The following is an 18,523-nucleotide window of genomic DNA, read 5'->3' on the forward strand; positions in this document are numbered from 1 at the left end:
ACAAATGTCTTTCTGATTAGATTGCATTCCATAATATAAGCTGTGTCAAATGATATTATTGATCCCCTCACGGGCGATGCCATGATAGGGGATCGCGCAGACGCAACAGGACCAGCCATGACCGAACACTTTCGACTGAGTTACAACGCGCGCCGTATTCTTGCGACCTTGCGGGTTCAGGGGCCACGATCACGGGCAGAAATCGCGCGATTGCTGGATATTACCCCGTCAACGGTGACGCGCCTGACGGGCAGTCTGATCAAGGATGGTCTGCTAGGCGAGGCGCCCGACCCGTGGCGCGAGGGTCAAAAAGGCTATCCGGCAAAGCTGCTCAATATCGAACCGGGCGGGGTGATCACGGCGGGCGTTTATGTCGATCCGGACCGGATCATGACCTGCCTGTCGGACCTGAAGGGCACGGTTCTGTCAAACGAATCGCTTGCTGTGCCTGACCGGTCTTTTGTCGCCATGATGACGGTTGCGGGCGATAGTGTCGCGCGGCAGGTGCAGGCGCTTGGTCTTGCCGGGCGGCGCGTGGCCGGGTGTGGCGTCAGCTATCCGGGGCAATACAGCGAGGACCCCACGCGGGTGATGCGCATCCGCCAGTTCAAGGATTGGCCGGCGGTGAACGTCGCGCGGGATCTGTCCCCCTATTTCGGGATGCCGGTGCATCACATGAATGATGCCAAGGCGGCCTGTCTGGCCGAACTCTATCACGGGGCCTGCACCGGCGTGCGCAACTTTTGCCATATCTGGCTGTCCTATGGCATTGGTGGCGCCGCCGTGGTCGATCAGCGCCCCTACTTCGGGCGCAACAACGGGGCCGCGGAATGGGGCGGGCTGTTCCCGAAATCTCAGCCACGTCCTTCGGGGCAGGACTTGCTCGACACTCTTGCCGCAGCAGGGCTGCCTATGGAAAAACTTAGCGACATCGAAGATCGCCACCTCGAATTGCCCGTGGTTGCTGAATGGCGCGAGCGTGCGGCCAAACAGTTGCAGTGGCTTTGCCTTGTGATCGCCCGCACTTACGCGCCCGAGGCGATCGTCATTGGCGGCACCCTGCATCCCCAGATCATCGAAGGGTTTCTGGATGTCATCCGCGCCGCGCCGCAACTGGGCGAGGATTTTGTGACCACACCGCCGCGTCTTGTGCGCGCCGCGCGCGACAATCTCCCCCAGCTTGGTGCCGCAGCCCTGCCCATCCACCACCTGATGAACCCGGCGACCTATGCCGGTCAGGCTGTGAAAGGGTTGTAACCGAAGATGGGGATCAAAGAAGTTTGGTCGAAAGACCTGACAAACGGCTATCACTGAAACCCGACAAAACCCGCAGGGGCGTTCAGACAATGCCACGCGATGGATCGCAAAGCCGCGCAGGAACCTAGATTTTGTAGGTCGGCAATGCCTGGAACGCGGCGCGCAGGGCATCACCCCAGCCGCTTGATATCGCCTGATAAACCGGGTCGCTGTCTTCGATGCGGGCGGTGCGATCACCATTGAATCGGTCGTTTTCGTGGATCATCAAATCAAAGGGCAGACCACAGGACAGGTTCGATTTCACCGTTGAATCAAACGACACCAGCAACAGTTTTACAGCCTCGTCAAAGGGCATATCCGCATCGTATGCGCGCACAAGGATCGGCTTGCCGTATTTGGTTTCGCCAATCTGGAAAAATGGCGTGTCGTCGCTGATCTCAATGAAATTCCCTTGCGGATATATCAGAAAGATCGTCGGCTTGCCGCCCTTGATCTGGCCGCCAACAATCGCCGAGGCACTGAACTGGTCATTGGCCGTGGGGCCATTGGGGTTGCTGTAGGCGATGACCTCCTTGAGGGTCTCGCCAACCAGTCGCGCCACCTGAAACATCGTGTCCTGACGCAAGATGCTGGGGTCTCGGTCCTCGGTCGCGACCGAGCGTTCTTCGAGAAGGCTGATCATCGCCTGGGTTGTGGCCAGATTGCCTGCGGTCATGATGGTGATTGATCGCTCGCCTTCGACGACCCAGTTGAACAGCTTGCGCGTCGTTGAAAAGTTATCAACGCCCGCATTCGTGCGGGTGTCCGACATAAACACCAAACCGGCATTCAGCCGCATTCCAACGCAATAGGTCATGTGATCAAATCCGTTTTGAACCCTGCCGCAGTGCTACTGCTGCACTTGCAAAGATACAATCAAAGACTCGGCCCCTGATCCCATGCGCATGCCGGAAATCGGGGCGGCATCGGCGGAATCGCGCCCCACGGCGACACGGGCATAGCGTTCATCGGGGGCATAGCCGTTTGACACATCAAACCCGACCCATCCCAAGTCGGGCACATGCGCTTCGGCCCAGGCGTGGCTTGCGTCCTGATCCACACGGTCATTCATCATCAGATACCCGCTGACATAGCGCGTGGGCAGGCCTGCAACACGCGCCGCGGCTATGAAAATATTGGCGTGATCCTGACAGACACCCGCACCGATCCCCAATGCGGCCTCGGCTGTGGTATCGGCAGCGGTTTTACCGGTCTGGTAGGGTGTCGCCGCAAGGACCGCAGCAGACAGATCATGCAGGCCGGTCAGCAGATCCGTTGCCGTCTCCAGAACGCGCGCCAACGCTATTACACCGTCCCCCGCAACCGTCAGCGGTGTCGGTTGCGCAAAGTGCCAAAGCGGCGCGCGCCCGTAAACCGGCCCAAGCACCCCCGCAGCACCATCCACCACGTCCACGGTGCCCTGTGCGCGAATAATCAGGTTCTGGGTTTCGGGGGTGATACTGACCAGATCGGTGTGATTGCCATAGTGGTCGCGGTAACTGGTTTCAATTTTGCCGCCTTCAACCGCGACCGTCCAATCAACGACGTTTTGCAATGGGTTGTCCAACGGGCGCAAGCGCACCTTTTGCAACGCATAATCAACGGGTTGATCATAAAGATAACGGGTCTCGTGGGTGATATGCAGCAGCATCAGCGGGTGAACCTGTAGTCTTGCTCGATCTGTTGGCCAAGGCTTGCCGTGTCGCGCAGAACCGAGCTGATGAATTCGTGTAACCCTTCTTCGAAAATCGCGCCGATTTCGCGCCTTGTCACCCGTGCGCGCAGGGCCGCGGCCATATCATGACTGGCAGGCGTTTCGCCGTATTCTTCGGCAAGGTAGCCAAGGTTGGTGACGATCCGTCCAAGGCTATAGGACAATGAACGGGGCATCCGCGAATCCAGGATCAGAAAACTGGCAATATTGGCGGCATTGAAGTCACCATCAACCGCCCAGCGGAACGATCTGTGCGCTGACACCGAACGCAACAGTGTTTCCCACTGCACATTGTCCATCCGGCTGCCCACCATCGAAGGTGCTGGCAAAAGCGCGTAGTATTTCACGTCGATAATGCGCGCGGTGCTGTCGGTGCGTTCAATGAACGTGCCAAGGCGGCAGAAATCATACATGTCGTTGCGCAGCATCGTCCCCGTCAGGGCGCCGCGCACCAGCGCACATTGCTGGCGGATCGTGGCCAGAACGGCTGGCAATTCGGTTTCGGGAACGGGGTCTTTCAGCACGTCCTTGAACAGCATCCACGTTTCATTGACGGCTGACCAGACCTCGGTTGTGAGGGCGGTGCGCACAAGGCGGGCGTTGTCGCGCGCTGACTTGATGACCGACAGAACGGACCCAAGGTTATCCGTGTCACGCAGCAGAAAATCCGTGACCGAGGCGCTGTCATAGGTGCTGTATTTGCTGTCAAACTGCGCGCGCACCGCCGATGTGGTGATGACGGATCGCCATTCGGCTTCGGCGGCGCTGGATCGGGTCAGGGCAATCCGAAATCCTGCCTCGATCAGGCGCGCATTGTTTTCCGCCCGTTCAAGAAAACGGAACATCCAGTAAAGACCACCTGCGGTTTTTCCCAACATGTCAGTCTTCCAATACCCAAGTGTCTTTGGTGCCGCCGCCCTGACTTGAATTGACCACAAGGCTACCCTCGGTCAGCGCGACCCGCGTAAGCCCGCCGGGCGTAATGTTGACGCCATCGGGCGACATCAGCGCAAATGGGCGCAGATCAACGTGGCGTGGGGCAAGGCCGGCCTCGGTAAAGATCGGCACGGTGGACAACGACAGCGTTGGCTGCGCGATGTAATTGCCGGGCCGGGCGCGCAGCTTGTCGGCGAAATCCGCAAGTTCCTGTTTGCTGGCGGCAGGACCAACCAACATCCCGTAACCGCCAGACCCGTGGACTTCTTTGACCACCAGATCGGCCAGATTGTCCAATACGTATTTCAGCGTATCGGGTTCTGAACAGCGGTGCGTTTCAACGTTCTTGAGGATCGCACGCTCGCCGGTGTAGAACGCGATGATATCAGGCATATAGCTGTAAATTGCCTTGTCGTCGGCGACACCGGTGCCGGGCGCATTGGCAATCGTGATATTGCCCGCACGATAGACATCCATGATCCCGGGCACACCCAACATCGAATTTGGATTGAACGTCAGCGGGTCAAGGAATTCGTCGTCCACACGCCGATAAAGCACGTCGATCACCTTGTAACCCTTGGTCGTGCGCATGGCGATATGGCCGTCGACTACGCGCAGGTCATGCCCCTCGACCAATTCAACACCCATCTGATCGGCCAGAAAGCTGTGTTCGTAATAGGCCGAGTTATAAATGCCCGGTGTCAGCACCGCTACGCAGGGCCGCCCCTCGCAAGACGCCGGTGCCGAGGCCGCAAGCGAGCGGCGCAATTCCTTGGGGTAGTCGCTGACCCGTTGCACCCTGATCTTGCTGAATAATTCGGGGAACATCTGCAACATCGTCTCGCGGTTTTCCAGCATGTAACTCACACCGGACGGCGTGCGTGCATTGTCTTCCAGCACAAAGAAATCATCCGCCCCCGTGCGCACGATATCCGTGCCGGTGATATGTGTGTAGATCCCGCCGGGTGGAGTGAAATCCATCATCTGCGGCAGGAAGGCATCGTTTTGCGCGATCAGGTTGGTCGGCACGACGCCTGCGCGTAAAATTTCCTGACGGTTATAGATGTCGTGCAAAAAGGCGTTGATCGCGCGGACACGTTGGTCGATCCCTTTGGACAGTTTCGTCCATTCGTTGTTGGACAGGATACGTGGCACCAGATCAAACGGGATCAGCCGTTCTTCGGCGTCAGATTGGCCATAGACGTTGAATGTGATGCCCGAACGACGAAAGAACGCCTCGGCCTCGTCAGACTTTTTGGCAAGGCGCGCGTTGTCCTGTTGGGCAAACCACGCCGCGTAGCCGTCATAAGGCGCCCGCGCGCCGCTCGCGGCGTGCATTTCGTTAAAATGGGAAGGGTCCGATTTCATCCCGCCAGCTTATAGCAACACAGCGATCTGGCAATGGGACTTGCTGTGTCTGCCAGGTTAACTATCGCAAATGCTCATTGTTTGCGCAGCTACTTGCCCTTCCAGACCGGATCGCGCTTTTCGGCGAATGCGCGCGCGCCTTCCAGATTGTCCTCGGACCCATATAACACATCGACCGTTGGCAAAATCCGCCCCGTGATCCGGTTCATCGCGTCCTGAAACTTGGCGTCCTCGGCATCGCGTACGATTTCCTTGATCGCCGCGTAAACCAAGGGAGGGCCTGACGCCAGCAGACGGGCCAGCTCCCACGCGCGCTCCATCAACTGATCTGCGGGAACGATTTCGTTGACCAGGCCCCAGCCTTTGGCCTCCTCTGCGTCAAACCAGCGCCCGGTCAGCAGCAACTCCATGGCGATGTGATAGGGGATGCGCTTGGGCAGCTTGACGCTGGCCGCATCCGCCACGGTGCCAGACCGGATTTCGGGCAGGGCAAATGTCGCGTGGTCAGCGGCGATGATCATATCCGCCGACAGCGCCAGTTCCAGCCCGCCCCCACAGGCAATCCCGTTCACGGCGGCGATCACCGGTTTGTTCAGATCGGGCAATTCCTGCAAGCCGCCAAAGCCGCCGACACCATAGTCGCCATCCACAGCGTCACCGTCAGCGGCGGCTTTCAGGTCCCAGCCGGGGCAAAAGAATTTCGCGCCCGCGCCAGTGATGATCGCAACCCGCAAGGCAGGATCATCGCGAAACGCGGCAAAGGTATTCCCCATGATCCGGCTGGTCGCCAGATCAATCGCATTTGCCTTGGGACGGTCCAGCGTGACCAGCAGGATACCGTCACGGGTTTCGGTTTTGATCGGGCTCATGGCATGGCCTTTCGGATAAGGGCATCGACGGCAATCGCAGCGTCAGGGGTGCAGATCAGCGGGTTGATCTCAACTTCGGCCAAGCTGTCGGCGTTGGCAACCACGTAGGATTGAACTGCGCGCACGGTGTCGACGATTGCTATCAAACTGGCGGCGGGTTTGCCCCGATAGCCCACCAACAACGCGGCGCAACGTAGCTTGCCCAATGCGCGCAGGATGGCGTCATCGCTTGCAGGCACAAGCAGCGACACTGTATCGCGCAGCACTTCGGTCAACACGCCGCCCGCGCCAACGGTCAGCACAAAGCCATGCGCCGGATCGCAGGTGACACCGACCAGCAGTTCCGCCACTGCGCCGGTCGTCATTTCCTCGATCAAAACGGCGTCCGTGCCGATCTCGGCAGCGACTTTGACCACGTCCTTGGCGGGAACCCCCAAGCGCACCGCGCCATGGTCCGATTTATGCGCAAGTCCCATGCCCTTGACGGCAAAGGGCGGACACAGGGCTTTGACGGCTTGTGCAATCTCATCCGCGCCCAGCGCCACACGGTTGGCGGGAATAGGGACACCGTGGGCGGCAAGCGCGTCTTTGGCCGCCGCTTCATCAAGCGTGTGCAGGTCGGTCTGCGCGTTGGGCAACACGACCGGTTCAGGATCAGGCGAATGGATCTGTGCGGCGGCCTGTGTCGCGGACAGTGCCTCGGCGATCCCCATGAACGGCACGACCCCGCCCGCCATCAGCCGTGTGGCCACGTCCAACGGCATCAGTTCAGGCAGGCTTGCCACCATCGCGAAATTCGCGCCGGTGTTTGCGCGCACCTCCAATGCGGCTTGGGTGGCACATTCCCAATCGCGCGCATCCGTTGTGGGGTAGTCGACGATGGAGAACGTCATGGCAATGTCAGGGCCGGTCATCCCCGCCCAGGCACGCGCCATCGCCGCACCATCGCGCCAGACATAAGTGTGGTAATCCAGCGGATTGTTCAGCGCGACCATCGGCCCAAGGGCATCCGCCAGTCGCGCGCGCTGGTCCTGCGTCAGCGGTGGAAACTCAAGGTCCATCCCCACCGCCATATCGGCAATCAGGCTCGCCTCGCCGCCCGAACAACTGATCGAGGCGATGTTTTTTGACGGCAACCGACCCGCACAATGCAGCAATTTCAGGGTCTCGATAAAGGCGGGCAGGCTGCTCACGCGCGCGATCCCAAGGCGGTCCAGAAAGGCCTGTGCGCCTGCGTCACTGCCCGCAAGGGACGCTGTATGCGATACGGTCGCCGCCCGCGCCTGATCCGATGCGCCGACCTTGATCGCGACCAGCGGCACGCCCTTGGCCTGGGCCTTGTGCGCCAGGGCTTCCCATGCGCGCAGATCGCCGAACCCTTCGATGTGCAGGCCGATGGCCGTGACGCGCGGATCGTCCAGCAGGGCGTTGGCAATCGCGGCCTGTCCGGTCTGGGCCATGTTGCCGCAAGCCACGGTGTAGGCAATCGGCAGCGCCCGTTTCTGCATCGTCAGATTGATCGCGATGTTGGAGCTTTGCGTCAGAATCGCCACGCCGGAATCCACCCGCGCACAGCCATGCTGATCAGGCCACAGCAGCGCGCCATCCAGCGCATTGATAAACCCATAACAGTTGGGGCCAAGGACGGCCATGTCACCAGCCGCCGCAACCAGCTGGGCCTGCAAACCATCGCCGCGCGCATCCTCGGCGCGTGCCTCGGCAAAGCCGCTGGCGAAACAGACGGCCCCGCCTGCGCCCATCTGCGCAAGATCACGCACCAACCCGACCGTCGCGTCACGGTTCACACCGATGAACACCGCATCCGGCGCGCCGGGCAGGGCTGCAAGACTGGCAAACGCGGGGACACCGGCAACGGTGTCGGCGCGCGGATGCACCGGCCAGACAGCGCCATCATATCCGATGCTACGGGCCTGCCGCACGACATGTTCGCACCACGCCCCGCCGCCGATCACCGCAATCGACGCGGGCCGCAGCAGGCGGGCCAGATCGCGCGTCATGTCAGGCCCCAAGCGGACGCAGCAAATCGCGCGAAATGATATGCCGTTGGATTTCGCTGGTGCCGTCCCAGATGCGTTCAACGCGGGCATCACGCCAGAACCGCTCAATCGGGAAGTCGTCCATCAATCCCATGCCGCCGAAAATCTGCAAGGTTGTATCGGTCGTGCGCGCCAGCATTTCCGAGGCATAGACCTTGGCGCTGGCAATCTCGCGGTTGGCCGGCAACCCCTGATCAAGCCGCCATGCCGCGGCCAGAGTCAGCCAATCGGCAGCGTCGATTTCGGTGATCATATCGGCGATCTGGAAACTGACGCCCTGAAACTTGCCGATGGGTTGGCCGAACTGCTTGCGCTCGGCGGCATAATTCAACGCATAGTCGAAACAACGCCGCGCACGGCCCACACAGAAGGCCGCAACCGTGATCCGCGTGGCATAGAGCCATTCATTCATCACAGCGAAACCACCATCAACTTCGCCCAAGACCTGCGCATCGGGCAAGCGGCAGTTGTCGAAATCAAGGATGCAATTCTTATAGCCCTTATGGGACACCGAATTATATCCGTCGCGCACCGTGAACCCCGGTGTGCCGCGATCCACGAGGAACGTGGTGATCCGTTTCTTGGGGCCGCGCGGGGTGTCATCGACGCCGGTGGCAATGAAAACGATAAAGAAATCAGCGTGGTTTGCGCCGGAAATGAAGTGTTTCGATCCGTTGACGATCCAATCACCACCGTCCCGCACTGCCTGACACTTCATGCCCCGCACATCCGATCCGGCGTCAGGTTCTGTCATCGCCAAGGCATCGGATCGTTCGCCGCGCACGGCGGGCAAAAGGTAACGTTCCTTTTGGTCGCCTTCGCAGGCCATCAGGATGTTTTGTGGGCGGCCAAAGAAATGCGTCAACGCCATAGACCCGCGCCCGAGTTCGCGTTCAACAAGCGTGAAATCAACGTGGTTGAGGCCCGCACCGCCCACAAATTCGGGGAAATTGCAGGCGTAAAACCCAAGGTCGATGACCTTTTGCTTGATCGCCTCGCCCAGTTCATGCGGCACCTCGCCGGTGCGCTCGACCTCGGCCTCGTGGGGATAGATTTCCTTTTCCACAAAGCTACGCACGGTTTGGACGATCATCTCTTGTTCGTCGCTTAGTCCAAAGTTCATCGCCTGCTCCGCAATCAGATTTCCACCGACCCTAGCGGGCGAAGTTCGCCTTGTCTCGCAGAATTATCCTGCGTTTTTTGGCGTGAACGGCACCAGAAAATGACCACGTGCAAGACGGATCAGATTCTCGGCGGGCAGGTCGTCTGATTGCCACGCCTTGACGGCCAGCCCCAACATGCGCGGCATCAACATCGGCCAGATTTGCGCGTCCTGCGTGGTGAATTCCGACCAGAACGCGCCCTGCACGCCAATCACCTTGTCCGCGATGTCGGGTTCCGGGACAGGCTCCCACGCAATCGTGTCGGTCAGCGACACGAACGCGGCCCAGCTTGCGCCCCAATCGTCGGGATCATCCGTGTGGGCCATATCGAAATAGGTGTGCTGTGCCGGGATCATCACCACGTCATAGCCCGCGCGCGCGGCCGCGACACCCGGCCCTTGGCCCGTCCAGCTAAACAGGATTGCGTTGTGGCCAATGCCACCATTCTTGCCCTGCGCCGCTTCCTCCCATGCACAGGGGCGCTGGCCGTTCGCGACAACTTGCGCGGCGATCCGTTCCATCGTCCAGCCCTGCAAATCATGGGTATTGTCCAACCCTTCACGCGCCATCAGATCACGCGCCAGCGGGCTGCCCATCCATGTCCCTTCGGGCAGTTCATCACAGCCAAGGTGCAAGTGGTTGAATGGAAACAGCGCGCCAACCTCGGCGGCGATTGCGCCAATCACGTCCCAAGTTTTCGGTTGGGCAGGGTTCAGCGCGTTGCCGTGATAGCCCTGCACTGACACCTCGGCGCCATTGTCGGCGGGGTCGCGGGTGTCGGGAAAAACATGTGTGATCGCAATGGCATGGGCAGGCGTTTCAATTTCCGGCATGACCTCGATATTAAGCGCCTTGGCATGGGCGATGATCATGCGTGCGGTGCCTTTGGAATAACTTCCGCCTGTGACCAACCCGTCAGCGAATAGGGCGGGCAGCAACTGCCCCTCGCCGCAAAACGCGGTCTTTTGCCAAAGGGCAGGCAGGCAGTCGATCTCAAGGCGGAACGCCTCGTCATCGGCAAAATGCCAGTGAAAACGGTTGAGTTTCAAGAGCGCCATCAGGTCCAACAGATCGCAGACCGTTTCGGGCTGATAGTAGTGGCGCGCCGTGTCCAGATGCTGCCCGCGCCAGCTGAAACGGGGCGTATCGTGCAGGGTGCCACAGGGCAGAGCGCCGTGTTGCAGTAGCGTCAACAGCGTGATCCCTGCATAGAACCGTCCGCCGTATGATGCGGCCTGCACAGTGGTGACTTCGGGCGTGATGTGCAGGGTATAGGCATCCTCGGGGAGATCAGCCGTTTCAAAAGTGACGAGGTGATCACCGTCAAAGGTTAACCCTTGTCGTGACGCCAATCCGGCGACTGCGGCAAAGGCGGGATCATCACCGGCGAAACCATCAACTGTGATGGTCTGCCCGTCAGGTTCCCACGCGGTTGGCTGCGGGATCAGCGGCAGCCCGTCAAACGGCCCAAGATCAGGCAGGGGTTGCGGGCGGCAGCCCGGTTCGGTTGTCTGTGGCAGCTTGATCACATCCGTCCCAACCCGCAGGACCGGACCGATGGGATGCCACGCGCGGTTCGCCGGTTTATGCCCGGCCGCGTATTGCAGCGTCACCTGATGGGGCTGGCCAGCATACAGATCGGGAAGGGCCACTTCGGTGTAACTGCCAAGGCCCTTGATGCGCTTTCCACCGGCGATTGCTGTCAGCGGCGCCATGCCGGAAAAGCAGAACAGCGGGCGTGCAAGGTCGCGATCAACTGTGATCGTGCACAGCAATTCAGGGCCGCGCAATTCGCAAGCGTAATCCATGTCAGTCCAGTCGCAGTTCGGAAACAAAATCGTAGATGTCGGACCGATAGAGCCCGCTTGTAAACTCAATCGGGCGGCCTGACGCCAGATAGCCCGTGCGCTCGATCCGCAAAACGGCTGTGCTTTCGGGCAGTTTCAGCAGGCTGGCATCGGCGCTGGTCAGGTTCGCGGCCATCACCCGCTGCACAGCGCGCACGGGTGCCGAATTGGTCTGGCGCAACACCGCATAAAGCGAGGTTTGTACAAGGTCGGGGCGCGGCAGGATATCGCGCGGCAACGAGGAATATTCCAACGCCATCGGTGTGTCGCCTGCGTTGCGCAATCGGTTGATCCGCGCCACGCGGTCATGGGCCGACAAGCCCAAAGCGATCATTTCGTCAGGGTTCGGAGTCTCAAGCCCGGCCAATAGCACTTCGGAGGTCGAGGTCATGCCGCGCGCGCGCATGTTTTCGGTGAACGACACCAGCGAAGACAGCGATTGTGCAAGGCGTGGCGTAGCCGTGCGCACAAACGATCCAGCCCCCTGACGCTGTTCGATCAACCCGTCATTGACCAGTTGCGCAACGGCCTTGCGCACCGTGACGCGGCTGATATCGGCCAATTCGGCAAGGTCGCGTTCGGGCGGGAGTTGATCGTCAGGCGCAAGCCGCCCCGACTGGATCGCCGCCGCGATATGACGCTGCAATTGCTGATAGCGCGGCCCGCGGCCTGCCCGAAACCAGCTGTCCGGGTGGAAGATATCTGAGTCTAGCGACATTTTGGTCCGCCCGTTTGGTATGTGATTACAATACCAATTATGAAATAGAGCGCAATGGGGAATGCGTATCCTTGGTATAAATCACTGATTTTTATCTGAAAAATGGCATTTCAGATTTTTGGTATTATATTGGTAGCAATATGAATCCCCTTTGGTATCATTATTTCAAACGCCGCGATTCGCCTGCGGTCAAAACTCAGCCGGGGGGCCATCAACGTGACAGATCTTGCGCAGCCGATCGGGCGATCCCAAGAGGCAAGCCGCCGCAAGGTGCTTCCTGAAAGCGTGTTTGCCTGGTTGCTGGTCGGGCCTGCAATGCTGTTTATTGCCATTATCGTCGCCTGGCCTCTGGCTGAAACGATCCGCCTGTCGTTCTTCGAGGCAGGCTTGGGCGGCGAGGAGTATGTCGGTCTTGCCAACTACGAAGATTTGCTCGACAGCCGCAAGTTCCATCAAACTATTGTGCGCACGTTCTATTGGATGTTCCTGTCGGTCGCGCTGAAACTGGTCCTTGGGCTGATCGGCGCAACATTGCTGAACGCCGCCGTGCCGGGGCGCGGATTGTTTCGTGTCTTGGTCATGCCGCCGTGGGTCATTCCGATCGCCATCGGCATGATCGGCTGGCTTTGGCTTTACAACGGCTATTTCGGCGTGCTGTCGGGCACCGCGCAGGCGATCGGTCTCATCGACGGGCCGTTTGAATTCCTCGCTTATAAACGTTCTGCCTTTTATTCGGCAGTTGTCGCCGATGTCTGGGTCGGCACGCCGATGGTGACGCTGTTCTTTCTGGCGGCCATGCAGGGCGTCAGCCGTGATCTTTACGAGGCCGCATGGGTTGACGGAGCGGGGCGCTGGTATCGGTTCCGCCGCATCACGATCCCGCAGATCATGCCGGTGATTGTGTCGATGTCGCTGCTTTCGGCAATCTTTACCTTCAACAGCTTTGAAATCATCTGGATCCTGACCGAAGGTGGACCGCGCAGCGCCACAACCACCCTGATCGTCGACACCTATAAAACCGCCATCGGCAACTACAAATTCGGCGAAGGCTCGGCGCGCGCGGTGATCATCGTGCTGCTGCTTGGCACCTTCTCTCTCGCCTACCTGTTCTTTCTGAACAAGGTGAACAAGAAATACGGGGTGAAGTGAGATGATGGACAAATACACCAAACTCCAGATGGCGGGCATCTACGCGGCAATCACCGTGTTCCTGATCTTCATTCTACTGCCGTTCTTTGAAATGTTCATGGCGTCCCTGCGCCCGCTCGAACACCTGTTCCGCAGCCCCTATCAGTTCTGGTCCGAGGATTTCAGCTTTCAGGCTTATTCCGACATGTGGGTGACGGTGCCGCTTCTGGGGCGCTACATCTTCAATTCGGTCTTTATCGCCTTGTCGGTGACGGGCCTGACGATGATCTTTGTCGTGCCGGCGGCCTATGCCTATGCGCGGCTCGACTTTCCGTTCAAGAACGCAAGCCTTGGAATCTTTCTGGGCGTGAACATGTTCACGGGTGCTGTGCTGTTGATCCCGCTGTATCGGGTGCTGCGCACCTTGGGGTTCCTGAACACCTATTGGGCGATGATCGTGCCCGGTGTGGCGTTCCTGATCCCGACAGGCATCTGGCTGCTGCGGTCATACCTGGAAAAAATTCCGCGCGAACTGGAAGAAGCGGCCTATGTCGATGGCGCGTCGCGCATGTATACGCTGCGCCGCGTCGTGCTGCCGCTGGCCACGCCGGGGCTGATCGTTGTTGGCACGGCCGTGTTTATCGGCGCCTATGCCCAGCAATTCCTGTTCGCAATCACATTCAACCAGACCCGCGAACTGCAACCGCTGCCTGCGGGTCTGTTCGAATTCATCGGCTATCAGTCGGTGACGTGGAACGAAATGATGGCCGCTGCCTTGGTGGGTGTTTTGCCCGTCATGGTCATCTTTTTGTTCCTGCAAAAATACCTCGTCGCCGGTCTCACGGCGGGCGCGGTGAAAGAATAAGTTTAACCAAGGGAGAAGACCAAATGAAACTTGCAAAAATTACAATGGGTGCGCTGCTGCTTTCCGGCACAGCGATGACCGCACAGGCCGAAAGCCACGCGACCGAACTGCACTTTATCATGTGCGGCGGTGAAGTTCGCGATGCCGATCAGGCCGTCGTCGATCAGTTTGTCGCCGACCATGATGGCGTCACCGTCAACCTCGAGGCCGTGCCATGGGGCACGTGTCAGGACAAATCTCTGACGCTGGCCGCTGCCGGTGATCCGCCGTCTATCGCCTATATGGGGTCACGCACATTGCGCCAGCTGGCCAATAACGACCTGATCGTGCCCGCCAACATCGACCCGGCAACACCCTATCAGCCCGGCGTGCTGAATACCGTCACGATCGAAGGGCAGGCTTGGGGTTATCCGCACGCATTCTCGACCAAGGGTCTTTATATCAACTGTGATCTTGTCGAAGAGGCCGGCATGGAATGTGCCGCCCCTGCCACATGGGCCGACATGTATGCCATGGCCGAAGCCGTGACCAACAACACCGATGCCGCTGGCGTTGGTCTTGCGGGCAAGGATTTCGACAACACCATGCACCAGTTCCTGAACTACCTGTATTCCAACGGCGGTGTGGTGATTGACCCTGCGACGGGTGAAAACATGCTTGATAGCGACCAGACCCGCGAAACGCTGGAGTTCTACGGCAGCCTTGTTGCCGTGGCACAGGACGGCCCGACAGCATGGGAACGTGACCAACTCAAAGACCTGTTCAACGATGGGCAGATTGCCATGTATGTGTCCGGCCCATGGGGTTACGGGCAGCATAACGAGGACATCAACCAGCTGGTTGCCCCCGTGCCACACGGCCCATCGGGCGAAAGCGGGTCGATCTTGATCACGGACTCGATTGTCGTGTTCAAAGGGTCCGGCCACGAAGACCTGGCACAGGAACTGGCCCAGCGGATCACATCCGGTGACAGTCAGTATGATCTGGACAGCTCGTGGGGTCTGACGCCGATCCTTGATTATGCCGCGATGGGCAAGACCGACCTTTACTATAACGAAGGTATCTGGCCGATCTTTACTGCGTCGATCCAGACAGGTGGCCCCGAGCCGCTGGTCGAAGACTTCAAATCGTTGCAGTCCGTGTTCACCAACATGATCCAGGGCATCATCCTTGAAGATGACACAGTGGACAATCTGGTGACGATTGCCGGTGAAGAACTCGACGACGCCCTTTAACAGGCGTTTCTCCCCGATCCGGGCGGTGACCGCGTGTTGCCGCCCGGACGGACCCTTACAGATTTCCAACAGACAGGACGCTTGCGCCATGGCCACTCTTGACCTGAATGCGATCAACAAATCCTTTGGCGCCGCCAAGGTGCTGCATGACATCAGCCTTGCGATCGAGGACAAGGAATTCGTGGTCTTTGTCGGCCCATCGGGTTGCGGTAAATCCACGCTGCTGCGGATCATCGCCGGGTTGGAAGAAGCCACATCCGGCAATATCATCATCGAGGGCAAGGACGTCAGTGCCGCCCATCCTGTTGATCGCGGCATTTCCATGGTGTTCCAGTCCTATGCACTTTATCCGCACCTGTCGGTCTATGAAAACATCGCTTTTCCGCTGCGGGTTCAAAAGCTTGCCAAGGATGACTTGGACCAGCGTGTGCAAAAGGCAGCTGAAATCCTGCAACTGACGGACAAGCTGCAACTGAAACCAGGGCAGCTGTCAGGTGGGCAGCGCCAGCGTGTCGCCATCGGGCGATCCATCGTGCGCAACCCCAAGGTGTTCCTGTTTGACGAACCCCTGTCCAACCTTGATGCGGCCCTGCGCGGCGACATGCGCGTTGAACTCTCGCAACTGCACAGTGAGCTGGACGCAACCATGGTTTACGTCACCCACGATCAGGTCGAGGCGATGACAATGGCCGACCGCATTGTTGTTCTGAACGGCGGGCGGGTCGAACAGTTCGGCACCCCGATGGAGCTTTACCACCACCCTGCCACAAAATTCGTCGCCTCGTTCATTGGGCAACCCAATATGAACCTGATCCCCGCGACCGTGACTGGCACCAATGGTGCCCTATCCGTGGAAATGGACGGCGGGCACAAGATGGCATTGCCGGTGGATACAGTCGGAGTCAGCAAAGGAGACATGGTCGAAGTCGGCATCCGCCCCGAAGATGTAGCCCTTGGCGACAGTGGCTTGGACATTTCCGTGCGCGTTCTGGAACGGCTTGGCGGTGTGTCGATCACTTATGGCACGATTGGCAATGGCCACAGGTTCTGCGCCTCGCTGCCCGGTGATGCGCCCGTGCGCGAAGGACACAACCTGACCTTGTCCGTCGCCCCGCAGGATTGCCATGTCTTTGACGCCAATGGTGATGTGCTGCGTCGACTGTCTGCGCCGGCGTTGGTCGCATGAAGGTCGTCACGGCTGGCATAGGTCTGCGCGCGGGCCACGTTTTGTCGATCCTGCGCGATGCGATGCCCGAGGTGGATTTCGTCGGGTATTACGATCCGCAGCCAACTTTTCTGCACATGATCGGCGAGGACACGCCGCGCTTTGACGACGTCGAACAGATGCTGGCCGAAACGCAGCCCGATCTGTTTTTTGTCGGCTCGCCCAACAGTTTCCACCTTGAACATATCAAGTTGGGTCTGGCCGCAGGCGTGCGCATCTTCACCGAAAAACCCGTAGTGACAACCAAAGAGGACACGATGGAACTGGCCGCCCTGTTGGCCAAACACGGCACCGACCGCGTGATGGTCGGGCTGGTCCTGCGCTATTCGCAGCACATGGTTGACCTGCGCGCGGTGCTGGATCGTCTAGGGCCGGTCATCTCGCTGGAAGCCAACGAACATATCGGCCCCTATCACGGTGCCTTTTTCATGCGCGACTGGCGGCGGATGATCAAATGGTCGGGCGGTTTCATGCTGGAAAAATGCTGCCACGACATCGACATCTACAACATGGTCACCGGATCGCGGCCCGATCGCGTGGCCAGCTTTGGCGGGCGCAAGTCCTTCATCCCGGAATTTTCCCCGACCTCCAACACCGAAAACGAAATCATGCACCGCAAGCCAAGCGTCTGGGAAAGCGTCGATGATCCGTTCCGCTCGGATGGGGATATCATCGACTACCAGACCGCGGTTCTTCACTATGAAACGGGGGCCAGCCTTGCATTTCACACCAACCTGAACGTCCCCGACGAACACCGCCGTTTCTGCGTGATGGGCGCGCTGGGCATGGCCGAGGGCGACTTTGTGCGCGGCTACCTCAAGGCGACAGCGCGCGATGGCACGGTGATCGCCGATCATGACTACACGCAAATGGACGGCGCGCGCGCCTCGGCCCATTACGGCGCCGATCACATGATGGTGGACGATATCGCCGCCTTATTGCGCGGCGAGGCCGACAGCCTGCCCGTTGGCGTGGTTGATGCGCTTGAAGCGGGCCTCGCGGCAATGGCCCTGGACGAGGCGCGTATCAACGGCACGATCGTCGATCTGACTGAAACCTGGGCCGAATTTGACAGCTATGGACTGCGGGGATGAGCATGGAAACCAAAACCGCAGGCAGCCTGATGGCCGCCGAAAGCGCACAGGCGATGGATGTGTTTTGCGCCGCTGCCGTGCAAAAGGTGGACGCGCGCGCGCTGCAAAATCTACGCTGTTTTTATACAATCGCACGCGGATCGTCCGATGCCGCTGCCAATATATTGTCCTATGAAATGATGCGCGAACTGGGCGTGCCGGTCACATCCTTGCCGCCGTCGGTGTTTTCACTGGGGCAGGGCGTTGCGATGAACGACACTGCCGCGCTGGTGATCAGCCAATCAGGTGCCAGTGATGATCTGGTCCTTTCCGCCAAAGGTGCGGCCGAAAAAGGCGCGCGCGTGGTCGCGATCACCAATCAGTCAGGGTCGCAGGTTGAACAGGCCGCCCACCTGCACCTGCCCATCAACGCCGGGCCGGAACTGGCTGTGCCCGCCACCAAAACCGTGATCGGATCGGTTGCCGCGGGCATGGCCCTGCTGGGCGCACTTTCGCCCGAATATGCCACGCGCACCGCGCAGTCCATCACCGCCCTGCGCAGCGTCAATCCGACCCATCCGCGCGCTGCCAAACTGCAAGCCGCCCTGCTGCGCGCGCGCCATATCTATGTGATCGGGCGTGACACGGGCTATGGCGCGGCACATGAAGTCGCGCTCAAGCTCAAGGAATGCTGTGCCCTGCACGCCGAACCTTATTCGTCGTCCGAAGTGCTGCACGGGCCGATGCAACTGGCAACGAACCCGCTCATGGTGCTGATCCTTGATAGCGGCGCTGCGCATTTTCAGGACAGTCTTGATCAGGCCGAAGCGCGGTTTCGCAAGATCGGATGTGACGTGCAGCGGATCAGCCCCGCCGATATCGGCGCAACCGGCTTGACGCCTGCATCGGCCGCTGCGTTTTTGCTGGCAATGATGTATCCGGTGATCCTGAACACGGCCCTTGCGCTGGGCATGGACCCGGACGCGCCCGAAACCCTGTCAAAGGTGACGCAAACCACATGAGTAACGA

16 protein-coding genes are annotated in these 18,523 nt (G+C 59.6%); 7 read left to right on the forward strand and 9 right to left on the reverse strand.

Annotation, left to right across the window (positions count from 1 at the left end; translation table 11 throughout):
- Window positions 1-117: 117 nt before the first annotated feature.
- Window positions 118-1,257, forward strand: coding sequence for an ROK family protein (locus tag SJY21_RS12690; protein WP_377511224.1), 1,140 nt, complete (start codon window positions 118-120; stop codon window positions 1,255-1,257).
- A gap of 124 nt (window positions 1,258-1,381) precedes the next feature.
- On the opposite strand, the gene SJY21_RS12695 is transcribed toward SJY21_RS12690, so the two are convergent.
- From SJY21_RS12695 to SJY21_RS12735, 9 genes are all read right to left on the reverse strand, one after another.
- Window positions 1,382-2,113 (reverse strand): peptidase, encoded by a 732-nt coding sequence (locus tag SJY21_RS12695; protein ID WP_377511227.1) that lies wholly within the window; start codon window positions 2,111-2,113, stop codon window positions 1,382-1,384.
- A gap of 33 nt (window positions 2,114-2,146) precedes the next feature.
- The gene (locus SJY21_RS12700; RefSeq protein WP_377511230.1) at window positions 2,147-2,947 is read right to left on the reverse strand and encodes a transglutaminase domain-containing protein; all 801 of its coding nucleotides are present in this window, start codon (window positions 2,945-2,947) and stop codon (window positions 2,147-2,149) included.
- The gene (locus tag SJY21_RS12705; protein ID WP_377511233.1) at window positions 2,947-3,888 is read right to left on the reverse strand and encodes an alpha-E domain-containing protein; all 942 of its coding nucleotides are present in this window, start codon (window positions 3,886-3,888) and stop codon (window positions 2,947-2,949) included. The genes SJY21_RS12700 and SJY21_RS12705 overlap by 1 nt, the downstream gene beginning before the upstream one ends.
- A gap of 1 nt (window position 3,889) precedes the next feature.
- On the reverse strand, window positions 3,890-5,314 hold the full coding sequence (locus SJY21_RS12710; RefSeq protein WP_377511236.1) for a circularly permuted type 2 ATP-grasp protein: 1,425 nt from the start codon (window positions 5,312-5,314) through the stop codon (window positions 3,890-3,892).
- A gap of 89 nt (window positions 5,315-5,403) precedes the next feature.
- The gene (locus SJY21_RS12715) at window positions 5,404-6,183 is read right to left on the reverse strand and encodes a carnitinyl-CoA dehydratase (protein WP_377511238.1); all 780 of its coding nucleotides are present in this window, start codon (window positions 6,181-6,183) and stop codon (window positions 5,404-5,406) included.
- Window positions 6,180-8,201 carry an acetate--CoA ligase family protein gene (locus tag SJY21_RS12720; protein ID WP_377511240.1) on the reverse strand — a complete coding sequence of 674 codons (2,022 nt, stop codon included), beginning with the start codon at window positions 8,199-8,201 and terminating at the stop codon, window positions 6,180-6,182. The genes SJY21_RS12715 and SJY21_RS12720 overlap by 4 nt, the downstream gene beginning before the upstream one ends.
- A 1-nt stretch (window position 8,202) precedes the next feature.
- The gene (locus SJY21_RS12725) at window positions 8,203-9,363 is read right to left on the reverse strand and encodes an acyl-CoA dehydrogenase family protein (protein ID WP_377511242.1); all 1,161 of its coding nucleotides are present in this window, start codon (window positions 9,361-9,363) and stop codon (window positions 8,203-8,205) included.
- Window positions 9,364-9,426: 63 nt separating this feature from the next.
- Window positions 9,427-11,211, reverse strand: a complete 1,785-nt coding sequence (locus SJY21_RS12730; protein WP_377511244.1) for a beta-N-acetylhexosaminidase — start codon at window positions 11,209-11,211, stop codon at window positions 9,427-9,429.
- 1 nt (window position 11,212) lies between these two features.
- The gene (locus SJY21_RS12735) at window positions 11,213-11,968 is read right to left on the reverse strand and encodes a GntR family transcriptional regulator (RefSeq protein WP_377511246.1); all 756 of its coding nucleotides are present in this window, start codon (window positions 11,966-11,968) and stop codon (window positions 11,213-11,215) included.
- Between the two features lie 216 nt (window positions 11,969-12,184).
- Here SJY21_RS12735 and SJY21_RS12740 point away from each other — a divergent pair, with 216 nt between their 5' ends.
- From SJY21_RS12740 to SJY21_RS12765, 6 genes are all read left to right on the forward strand, one after another.
- Window positions 12,185-13,117 (forward strand): carbohydrate ABC transporter permease, encoded by a 933-nt coding sequence (locus SJY21_RS12740; protein ID WP_377511248.1) that lies wholly within the window; start codon window positions 12,185-12,187, stop codon window positions 13,115-13,117.
- A 1-nt stretch (window position 13,118) separates the two neighbouring features.
- A complete protein-coding gene (locus SJY21_RS12745) occupies window positions 13,119-13,961 on the forward strand; it encodes a carbohydrate ABC transporter permease (RefSeq protein ID WP_377511250.1) in 843 nt (280 codons plus the stop codon).
- A 23-nt stretch (window positions 13,962-13,984) separates the two neighbouring features.
- On the forward strand, window positions 13,985-15,196 hold the full coding sequence (locus SJY21_RS12750) for an ABC transporter substrate-binding protein (RefSeq protein WP_377511252.1): 1,212 nt from the start codon (window positions 13,985-13,987) through the stop codon (window positions 15,194-15,196).
- An 88-nt stretch (window positions 15,197-15,284) separates the two neighbouring features.
- Entirely contained in the window at window positions 15,285-16,382 is a 1,098-nt protein-coding gene (locus tag SJY21_RS12755; protein ID WP_377511254.1) for an ABC transporter ATP-binding protein, read from the forward strand.
- The gene (locus SJY21_RS12760) at window positions 16,379-17,515 is read left to right on the forward strand and encodes a Gfo/Idh/MocA family protein (RefSeq protein WP_377511256.1); all 1,137 of its coding nucleotides are present in this window, start codon (window positions 16,379-16,381) and stop codon (window positions 17,513-17,515) included. The genes SJY21_RS12755 and SJY21_RS12760 overlap by 4 nt, the downstream gene beginning before the upstream one ends.
- A 2-nt stretch (window positions 17,516-17,517) precedes the next feature.
- A complete protein-coding gene (locus SJY21_RS12765) occupies window positions 17,518-18,516 on the forward strand; it encodes an SIS domain-containing protein (protein WP_377511259.1) in 999 nt (332 codons plus the stop codon).
- Window positions 18,517-18,523 lie beyond the last annotated feature (7 nt).

Source organism: Octadecabacter sp. R77987 (assembly GCF_042466115.1).
Lineage (GTDB): Bacteria > Pseudomonadota > Alphaproteobacteria > Rhodobacterales > Rhodobacteraceae > SW4.

Coding starts and splice junctions, on each gene's coding strand:
- SJY21_RS12725 (WP_377511242.1), bottom strand. CDS start 9,363: ATGAACTTTGGACTAAGCGACGAACAAGAGATGATCGTCCAAACCGTG.
- SJY21_RS12750 (WP_377511252.1), top strand. CDS start 13,985: ATGAAACTTGCAAAAATTACAATGGGTGCGCTGCTGCTTTCCGGCACA.
- SJY21_RS12715 (WP_377511238.1), bottom strand. CDS start 6,183: ATGAGCCCGATCAAAACCGAAACCCGTGACGGTATCCTGCTGGTCACG.
- SJY21_RS12690 (WP_377511224.1), top strand. CDS start 118: ATGACCGAACACTTTCGACTGAGTTACAACGCGCGCCGTATTCTTGCG.
- SJY21_RS12720 (WP_377511240.1), bottom strand. CDS start 8,201: ATGACGCGCGATCTGGCCCGCCTGCTGCGGCCCGCGTCGATTGCGGTG.
- SJY21_RS12765 (WP_377511259.1), top strand. CDS start 17,518: ATGGAAACCAAAACCGCAGGCAGCCTGATGGCCGCCGAAAGCGCACAG.
- SJY21_RS12755 (WP_377511254.1), top strand. CDS start 15,285: ATGGCCACTCTTGACCTGAATGCGATCAACAAATCCTTTGGCGCCGCC.
- SJY21_RS12745 (WP_377511250.1), top strand. CDS start 13,119: ATGATGGACAAATACACCAAACTCCAGATGGCGGGCATCTACGCGGCA.
- SJY21_RS12705 (WP_377511233.1), bottom strand. CDS start 3,888: ATGTTGGGAAAAACCGCAGGTGGTCTTTACTGGATGTTCCGTTTTCTT.
- SJY21_RS12735 (WP_377511246.1), bottom strand. CDS start 11,968: ATGTCGCTAGACTCAGATATCTTCCACCCGGACAGCTGGTTTCGGGCA.
- SJY21_RS12730 (WP_377511244.1), bottom strand. CDS start 11,211: ATGGATTACGCTTGCGAATTGCGCGGCCCTGAATTGCTGTGCACGATC.
- SJY21_RS12710 (WP_377511236.1), bottom strand. CDS start 5,314: ATGAAATCGGACCCTTCCCATTTTAACGAAATGCACGCCGCGAGCGGC.
- SJY21_RS12700 (WP_377511230.1), bottom strand. CDS start 2,947: ATGCTGCTGCATATCACCCACGAGACCCGTTATCTTTATGATCAACCC.
- SJY21_RS12695 (WP_377511227.1), bottom strand. CDS start 2,113: ATGACCTATTGCGTTGGAATGCGGCTGAATGCCGGTTTGGTGTTTATG.
- SJY21_RS12760 (WP_377511256.1), top strand. CDS start 16,379: ATGAAGGTCGTCACGGCTGGCATAGGTCTGCGCGCGGGCCACGTTTTG.